Source organism: Mitsuaria sp. BK041 (assembly GCF_014193085.1).
Taxonomy (GTDB): Bacteria; Pseudomonadota; Gammaproteobacteria; order Burkholderiales; family Burkholderiaceae_C; genus Roseateles.
Genome location: NZ_JACHYT010000001.1, coordinates 583508 through 591233, shown reverse-complemented (window position 1 = coordinate 591233; position 7726 = coordinate 583508). Strand labels below are relative to the sequence as shown.

The 7726-nt window shown below is 69.6% G+C and carries 7 protein-coding genes; 5 read left to right on the top strand and 2 right to left on the bottom strand.

The genetic code is table 11. From position 1 onward, the window contains the following. Positions 1–24 precede the first annotated feature (24 nt). Positions 25–1674: a ShlB/FhaC/HecB family hemolysin secretion/activation protein gene (locus tag FHT38_RS02620; RefSeq protein WP_183489602.1), complete on the top strand. Its 1650-nt coding sequence runs from the start codon at positions 25–27 to the stop codon at positions 1672–1674. On the opposite strand, the gene FHT38_RS02615 is transcribed toward FHT38_RS02620, so the two are convergent. Further along, on the bottom strand, positions 1658–2050 hold the full coding sequence (locus FHT38_RS02615) for a two-component system response regulator (protein ID WP_183489599.1): 393 nt from the start codon (positions 2048–2050) through the stop codon (positions 1658–1660). The genes FHT38_RS02620 and FHT38_RS02615 overlap by 17 nt on opposite strands. Before the next feature lie 137 nt (positions 2051–2187). Between FHT38_RS02615 and FHT38_RS02610 the strand changes: the two genes are divergently transcribed. Then, positions 2188–4566 carry a response regulator gene (locus FHT38_RS02610; protein ID WP_183489596.1) on the top strand — a complete coding sequence of 793 codons (2379 nt, stop codon included), beginning with the start codon at positions 2188–2190 and terminating at the stop codon, positions 4564–4566. A 31-nt stretch (positions 4567–4597) separates the two neighbouring features. On the opposite strand, the gene FHT38_RS02605 is transcribed toward FHT38_RS02610, so the two are convergent. Beyond that, the gene (locus FHT38_RS02605; RefSeq protein ID WP_183489592.1) at positions 4598–5269 is read right to left on the bottom strand and encodes an SH3 domain-containing protein; all 672 of its coding nucleotides are present in this window, start codon (positions 5267–5269) and stop codon (positions 4598–4600) included. 190 nt (positions 5270–5459) lie between these two features. Between FHT38_RS02605 and FHT38_RS02600 the strand changes: the two genes are divergently transcribed. From FHT38_RS02600 to FHT38_RS02590, 3 genes are all read left to right on the top strand, one after another. Further along, complete coding sequence (locus FHT38_RS02600) at positions 5460–6329, top strand: restriction endonuclease (RefSeq protein ID WP_183489589.1); 870 nt, start codon at positions 5460–5462, stop codon at positions 6327–6329. Positions 6330–6411: 82 nt separating this feature from the next. Further along, positions 6412–6774, top strand: a complete 363-nt coding sequence (locus tag FHT38_RS02595; protein ID WP_183489586.1) for a hypothetical protein — start codon at positions 6412–6414, stop codon at positions 6772–6774. After that, a complete protein-coding gene (locus FHT38_RS02590; RefSeq protein ID WP_183489583.1) occupies positions 6771–7715 on the top strand; it encodes a hypothetical protein in 945 nt (314 codons plus the stop codon). The genes FHT38_RS02595 and FHT38_RS02590 overlap by 4 nt, the downstream gene beginning before the upstream one ends. Positions 7716–7726 lie beyond the last annotated feature (11 nt).

The window sequence follows — 7726 nt, the reverse complement described above, 5'->3', positions numbered from 1 at the left end:
ATGTTTGGAAGAAGGTCTCTGCCCGTGTCGAAGTTCTCCCGTTCCTGGCCGGCGCTGGCGCTGGCCGGCGCCGCCCTGGCGCCCGCCGTCCTGCCGACGATCGCGCGCGCGCAGTCCGCGCCGCCGGTGCTGCCGCCCGCCGCCGATCCGGCGCTGCAGGAGCAGGAGCGCCTGCGCCGCGAGCAGCTGCAGCAACAGCGCGAGGCCGCGCCGCCAGCCAAGCGGGAAGACAAACCCGCCGCCGCGACCGACGAGGGCCCCTCGTTCGTTCTGCAACGGGTGCGCTTCAGCGCCTCCCGCCATCTGCAGCGCGAGCAGCTCGCGACGCTCACCCAGCCGCTGCTGGGCAGGCCGATCCGCTGGAGCGACCTGCAGGCGCTGCTGGAGCGCGTGAATCAGCTCTATCGCGAGCTCGGCATCTACACCGCGGCCGCCACGCTGCCCGAGCAGCAGGTGCAGGACGGCACGGTGGTGGTGCAGCTGGTGGAGGGACGGGTCGGCCAGGTGCTGGTGGCGGAGAACGCTTATCTGTCGGACGGCTGGGTCCGCGGCTGGGTCGGCGGCGTGCAGCCCGGCGGCGACGTGGATGCGCGGCGGCTCGAGGCCGACCTCGCCCGCTTCAACCGCATCAATGACGCGCGGCTGCAGGCCTCGCTCAAGGCCGGCCAGGCCTTCGGCGAAACCGATCTGGTCCTGGCGGTGCAGGAGCCGGCGCGCACCAGCGGCCAGGTCTTCATCGACAACTTCGGCTACGCCAGCACCGGCCGCGCCGAGGCCGGTGTCGCGCTGCGCCGCCAGGCCGTGCTCACCGAAGGCGACCGGGTGGCGGGGCATCTCAGCGGCTCGCAAGGCACGCGGGCGCTGTCGCTGTCGTACTCGGCGCCGGCGGGCACCAGCAGCTGGCGCTTCGGCGGCTCGGCCTCGACCAGCACCACCCGCATGGTGGCCGGCGACTTCGCCGCGCTCAACGTCAAGGGCAGCGGCCACAGCGTCGGGCTGGACGCCAGCGTGCTGGCGCACTCGGCCGACAGTTGGTGGTGGAGCGCCACCGGCAGCGTGCAGGTGGCCGATTCCGGCAACGACGTGGCCGGCGCCGCGGTGAGCCGCTACCAGGTGACGCGCGTGAACCTCGGCGCGCCGCTGACCGTCACCGGCACCGGCTGGCAATGGAGCTTCAACCCGGTGCTCACGCAGGCGCGCGCCCGCAACCGCCTGCTGCCCGATCAATCGGTCAACGCCACCTTGTTCACCGGCGACAGCACCCTGGCCTGGCGCTTCGCCCGCGACTGGTACGTGCTGGGACAACTGAGCTGGCAGCTCAGCAACCGCAAGGGCCTGCCGGGCGCGCTGGCGTTCTCGGTGGGCGGACCGGTTTCGGTGCGCGGCTACGAGCCCGGCCAGATCAGCGGCGACGAGGGCTTCACCACCGGCTGGGAACTGCACGCCGACGGCTGGTCGCCGGGTGGCACGCGGGTGGACCTGTTCGCGTTCGTCGACACCAGCGAGGTGCGCTCGATCAACCCCCGCGTGCGTCCGACCGCCGCCGGCCTGGGCGCGAACTGGTCGGGCTGGTCGGGCCTGACGCTGAGCGTGACGGCCGGCCGCGAGCTGAGCACCGTGGTGCCGGAGCAGCGCGGCTGGCACGCCTACGCGCGACTCAGCCGGTCCTTCTGAGCGCGGCGTCCACCTCGGCGTGGACGCGGGCGACGATGTCGCCCAGCGGCGCCTGCTTCGACTGGCCGGGATGGCCATCGAGCGCGTCGCCCCGGGCGCTGAACTCGGCCGGCGTGTAGGCGCCGGTCAGGAACATCAGCGCGACGGCCGCGGTGTCCGGCGTCTGGGCCAGGGTGCGCGCCACGGCGTCCCCGCCCATGCCGGGCATCTCCAGGTCGCAGACGACCAGGTCGGGCCGCTCGCGCCGCACCGCCGCCAGCGCCTGCTCGGGCTGATGCAGCACTGCCACGTCGTAACGACCGCCCAGCACGATGCTCAGGCAGTCGGTGACGGCCTGGTCGTCGTCGATCAGCAGCAGCTTGCGGCGCGAGTTCATGGGGTGGGCGGCAGGAGGTGCGCCGCAGTGTGGCCGCGAAGTGTGTAGGAATCGCGGAGAGCGCCGTCGTCGCGCGGCGCGCGGCGCGTGGCCGTTGCTATCCTGCCCGCGCCCTCCCCCGTTTCGTCCGCCCGTCCGTGCCCGCCCTCCTGCTGTCCGTCGTCGTCCGCCTGCTGCCCTGCGTCCTGCTTCTGCTGGGCGCGCTGACGGTCATGCCCGCGCGCGCCGACGCCGGCCTGTGCGCTGACTGGCTCGCGCGGGACCTCCCCGTCTCCGCCCCGCCGCCCGCCGGCGCCGCCATGACGCCGCTGGGCTGCGGCGCCGCGGCGCTGCGCGCCACGCTGCCCGACCGCGAGCGCGGCAGCTGGGTGCGGCTGCGCCTGCCCGCCTCCGTACCGCAGTCACCGGTGCTGATGGTGGAGACCCCGCTGGCGCCGCGGGTGACACTGCTGCTGCCCGACGGCCGTCGGCTGGTGCGCAGCAAGCTGCAGGTGCCCGCGGGCGGGGACGCCTCGTCGCTGGCGCTGTCCTTCCGCCTGCCCGCCACGCTGAAGGCGGGCGAGGTGCTGTGGCTGCATGTCGAGGACCGCCTGCCGACGCCGCTCACGCTGCGCCTGCTGGATGGTCCGGCCTGGGACGCGCTCGACCGCAACAAGCTGGTGCGCCTGACCGTGCTGTCGGCGCTGCTGGGCGCCTTCGCGCTGGTGGCGCTGGGCTACTGGGTCGTGCTGCGCCAGCGCATGTTTGGCTTCTACACGCTGCACGTGGTGTCGCTGCTGCTGTTCATCGCGGCGAGCGTGGGCTTCCTCTATGCGTGGCCGGGCGCCGGCGTGCTGGCGCCCTTCGGGCATCGCACGCAGTGGGCGCTGGGGGCTTGGTCGGTGGGCTGCGTGGTGGCGTTCGCGCGGGACTTCCTGGGCCTGCGCGCTGCCTTGCCGCGCGTCGCTCGAGGCTTCGACCTGACGGCCGGCGTGCTGATTCCGGGGGGCCTGCTGGTGCTGGTCCTGCCGCTGGACTGGGACTGGTTCGGCATGGCGCTGTCGGTGGTCAGCCTGAGCGTGAGCGTGCTGCTGCTGCCGGTGGCCGCCGCGGTGGCGCGGCGCGGCAGTCGCTATGCGTGGTACTTCCTCGTCGGCTGGGGGCCGCTGGCCGCGGCCGGCCTGATGCGCGCGCTGCAGGGGTTGGGCGTCAGCGTGCCGCCCGATGCGCCGAATCTCTACGCGGTGGGCGTCGTCTGCGAGGCGGTGGTGCTGACGCTGGGCCTGGCCGACCAGGTGCTCTCCATCCGGCGCGAGCGCGATCACGCCTTGCTGGCGGCGGCGCAGGCGCGGCAGCTCGAGCTGCAGAACGAGATGCTCAAGGAGAACGTGAAGCTGCGCGAGCAGGTCGACCGCATGAGCCGGCACGACCTGAAGACGCCGCTGATCAGCATCGTGTCGACGCCGCGGCTGCTGCATGAGCTGGGGCCGCTGAGCCCCGAGCAGCAACTGCTGCTGCGGCGGGTGGAGCGCGCGGGGTATCGCGCGCTCAACATGGTGAACCTGTCGCTGGACCTGATGAAGATGGAGCAAGGCTGCTACGACTGGCAGCCCGGCCCGGTGGACCTGGCGGCGGTGCTGCAGCGGGTGCGGGCTGACCTGACCTCGCTGGAGGCGGCGCATGGCGTGCGGGTGAGCGTGCAGCGCCACGGCGGCATGTGGCCGGTGGCGCGGGCCGAGGAGACGCTGTGCTATTCGATCCTGGCCAATCTCCTGAAGAACGCGGTGGAGGCGGCGCCTTCGGGCAGCGAGGTGCGGGTGTGGTTCGACACCGTCGAGACCGGCTGGGTCGGCCTGCACATCCACAACGAAGGCGCGGTGCCGATCGAGGTGCGGGAGCGCTTCTTCGACAAGTACGTCAGCCACGGCAAGCGGGATGGCAGTGGCTTCGGCACCTACTCGGCGCGGCTGATGGCGCGCATGCAGCAGGGCGAGGTGCTGCTGCGCACGAGCGAGCGCGAGGGCACGACGGTGATCCTGCGCCTGAAGGCGGCGAGCGCGGAGGAGACGGAGTTCCTCGAGACCGGGCCGGCCTCGCTGGCGATGCCGCTGGCGCCGCTGCCGGAGCCCGAGGAGGCCTTGCCGCGGGTGAGCGTGCTGCTGGTGGACGACGACGAGTACAACCTGCTGGCGCTGCGCCGCTGCTTCCCCTTCCCGGGCGCAGAGGTGGTCACGGCGACGCAGGGCCGCGAGGCGCTGCAGGCGCTGTCCGAGCGGGCCTTCGATGCGGTGTTCCTGGACCTGGAGATGCCGGGCATGAGCGGCTTCGAGGTGGTGCAGGCGCTGCGGCGCCATGAACAGCTGAGCGGCGAGCCGCGGTGCTTCGTGGTGGCGCTGTCGGCGCATGACGGCGCGGCGGTGCGGGAGCAGGCGCTGGCGCAGGGGTTCGATCGGTATGCCACCAAGCCGGTGTCGCCGGAGGAGGTGCGGCAGCTGTTGAGGGTGGCGGCGAGGGGGGTGGGGAGGGAGGCGGCTTAGGAAGGTTTCCGACGGCGACGCGTCAGCGCGTCTACAAGCCGTCGCAGACCGTTTCCTGGGATCCGCAGATCTTGTCCACCCAGAGACGGAACCGGCCCGGTGGCAGGCCGGCGCGAGCGGCGGGGGCGACGTTCAGCGCCTTGCGCTCTTCGGCGGGGAGCTTCGCGTCGACGTATTCCACCTGCGCCCATTGCCCCTGGCACGCGGCGAGTGAACTGGCGCTGACCATCACGTCGCTGTCGAACAGCTGCTCGTCGTTGAGCTGGAGCCAGACCGGTGCTTGAGCGTCGGGGCGACCGCGACCAACACGGGCTTGAGGCTTCACGACGAGCTTCCTGCCGGAGATCCAGCCCTCGCCGGAGAACGTGGGCCGCGGTGGCTGGCCGGTGAGGTCCTCGTCATCCCGCGCATTGCGGATTCGGAACCAACCGGAGTCGCTCGCGATGATCTCGACACGGATGCGGATCCAGGTGCCCGAGGCCTTGTCGACCCACACGGGCGGCAGCGTGCCCAGCACGCGGGCTTTCGCATTCGGCGCGGCGCGGACGTTCAGACCGGCGGGATCGGTCTCCTCGACGAAGGCGACGATCGAGCACGGCGTGGCGGGCGGCGGTGCGTCGGCGTGAGCAGCACCGACGAATGCAGCGAGCGCGAGCGTCGTGAGGACGCGCAGTGGGGATTCAGCGGCAGTCGACCAGGACATGGAAGAACTTGGGGCATCGCACCGGGCAAGGCAATCACGATGTTTTCAGGCGGGTGAATCGTGATGAAGAGCACCGCCCTCCGCGAAACGAGAACTCCATAACGGTCCATTCGCCTCCTCCACGCGCCGCGACGGATTCAAGACCACGGCGCTCGCTATGCTTGCCCGAGATCTTCAGGGAGAGAGCCGAATGGCCAGAAAGAAGAAGAGCGACGCGCAGACGGTCATCGACCTCCTCGCGTTGATGCCGTGGTGGGCCTGCGTGGCTCTGGCGGCGGTGGCGTACGTGGCGCTGCATGCGTTGGCGTCGAAGGCGCCGGCGACGGTGGATCCGGCGCAGGCGCTGAATCAGATGGACAAGCTCCTCGTCGGCGCGGCGCTTCGGGGTCTCGCGACCTTCGGGCAGTACGTCGTACCGGTTTTGCTGCTCGCGGCAGCGGTGGTGTCGGCGGTGCGTCGATACCGGCGCGGGAAGCTGCTCGAGGAGGCATTGCGATCGCAGGACGCCGCGGCCGTGGACGGCATGACCTGGCACGAGTTCGAGCTGCTGATCGGCGAGGCGTTCCGGCGCAAGGGCTATGCCGTGGTGGAGACGGGCGGCGGCGGCCCGGATGGCGGCATCGACCTGGTGCTGCGCAAGCCGGTCACGAACGGCAACGAGACCTACGTCGTGCAGTGCAAGCACTGGAAGGCCCACAAGGTCGGCGTCGACGTGGTGCGGGAGCTCTACGGCGTGATGGCGGCCAGAGGCGCGGCGGGCGGGTTCGTGGTGACGTCGGGGAGGTTCACCACCGAGGCGATGGCGTTTGCGCAGGGGCGGAATGTCAGGCTCGTGGATGGGGCGAGGTTGAAGGAGCTGCTGGAAGTAGCGAGGACGGGTGGGCCTGGGAAGGCTGCCACTGTGCGCGATGAGCGGGCGAACGCGGAGATGACGATGGTCGTCTGCCCGCTGTGCTCAAGCGCAATGGTCAGGCGAGTCGCGAAACGTGGGCCCAATGCCGGTGAGCAGTTTTATGGGTGCTCGACGTATCCGGCGTGTAGGGGGACGAGGGCGGCGTGAGGCCGGCCCTCGGCGATTAAGGCCAGGTGCCTCAGGCGATTGAGGAAGAATCGCCGAAACAGTTCATCCAACAGAGAGTGACATGAAGAAGAAGCCTTTCAGCTGGCTGGGCGCCAGCATGGTGTTTGCGATCGGCGCGGTCATCGTGCTCGTGCTGGCCGTGTTTCTCGGACGCGGCCTCTCGATGAACACCAAGACAGGCGAAATCAAGGTGGATTCGAAACAGGCGGCGGAGAGTCAGCCTGTCGCCGAGACGTTCGGCAAGGCATCGCCCATCGCGGGCGAGAAAGGCGCATCCGTCGAGGCGTCGATGACTTCCGAAAGCGCTGCCCCGTCCCGCGCCCCAGCGGCCAGCAGCTCGGCCAAGTTCGTCACGCATGGCGACGCATCGCCCATCGCGGTCGGCCCCGAGAGCCACGCCAGCGCAACGCTCAAAACCAAATGAAGGCCTTGCTCCTTCGAGCGATCGCGCTCGCCTCGCTCGCGCCGCTGCTGGCACACGCGGAACCGCAAGTCAGTACCTCTGGGCCGTGCTCGCCGATCGGCGCCTCCAGCGGCTCCGCGGAAGTGCATTGCACCTTCAAGGCACCCGCGCCAAAGGCTGCCAAGGTGGTCATTAGAAATGCTTGGCTACGACCGTCCCCCGCATTCTTTTTTCCGCCGGTTTCCCACTCGAATGAGATCGGAATCCTCTCGTTGGTGCTCAGGAACTTGTCCGAGAGGGACGTCGTCCTGACCGCTGGAAGGCTCGAAGTGGTCGGCGCCAAGGGCGCGGTATTACAGGGTAGCTACTTCGGAGAGGGAGCTCTCCACAGCAGCATTGGCAGCACGAGCCCGATTCGAGTCGCCGCAGGGAAAACAGCGGAGGTCACGCTCGGCGACTCGATCGCATTTCCAGGACTGCTCGAAAGGATCGAGAAAGCGATCGACACGTCGAAGGTCATGGTGATCGACGATTTGAAGCCGCCGCGCAGTAGCGGCTCCGAGTACATAGACCAGCTCGCGCGTCTCATGGCAGACACATACGGAAAGAACGCATACCTCCGCGTGTCGCTCTTCACGGAGGACTACCAGCTCTTTCAGAGCTTCAGGATCCCGCTCGGAAAGGGCGTGTCCTTCTTCTATAAAGGCGAGCGCATCAACAAAGCCACGGGGCGTCATGTGTTTGAGCCCCTACTCGCCTACGACGCATTTCTCGGCTGCTATCTGAAGTGGAAGGAGGTGTATGTGCCGGACTTCGCGATTGCCAAGACGCCGACGCGGTGCATTTCCGCCATTCCGGACGCCTCGGCGCCTCTTCGCTATCGATATGAAGAGCGCGAATGCACGGGCGCTGATCTACCGGCCCAGGAGCACCACGAAAGTCGTTTACCGACGGGTTGCTAAGTGCCTCAGTC

What these genes read in the sequence shown, in the direction of transcription:
- FHT38_RS02600 (WP_183489589.1), top strand. Translation starts at nt 5,460, where the DNA reads ATGGCCAGAAAGAAGAAGAGCGACGCGCAGACGGTCATCGACCTCCTC.
- FHT38_RS02605 (WP_183489592.1), bottom strand. Translation starts at nt 5,269, where the DNA reads ATGTCCTGGTCGACTGCCGCTGAATCCCCACTGCGCGTCCTCACGACG.
- FHT38_RS02590 (WP_183489583.1), top strand. Translation starts at nt 6,771, where the DNA reads ATGAAGGCCTTGCTCCTTCGAGCGATCGCGCTCGCCTCGCTCGCGCCG.
- FHT38_RS02595 (WP_183489586.1), top strand. Translation starts at nt 6,412, where the DNA reads ATGAAGAAGAAGCCTTTCAGCTGGCTGGGCGCCAGCATGGTGTTTGCG.
- FHT38_RS02615 (WP_183489599.1), bottom strand. Translation starts at nt 2,050, where the DNA reads ATGAACTCGCGCCGCAAGCTGCTGCTGATCGACGACGACCAGGCCGTC.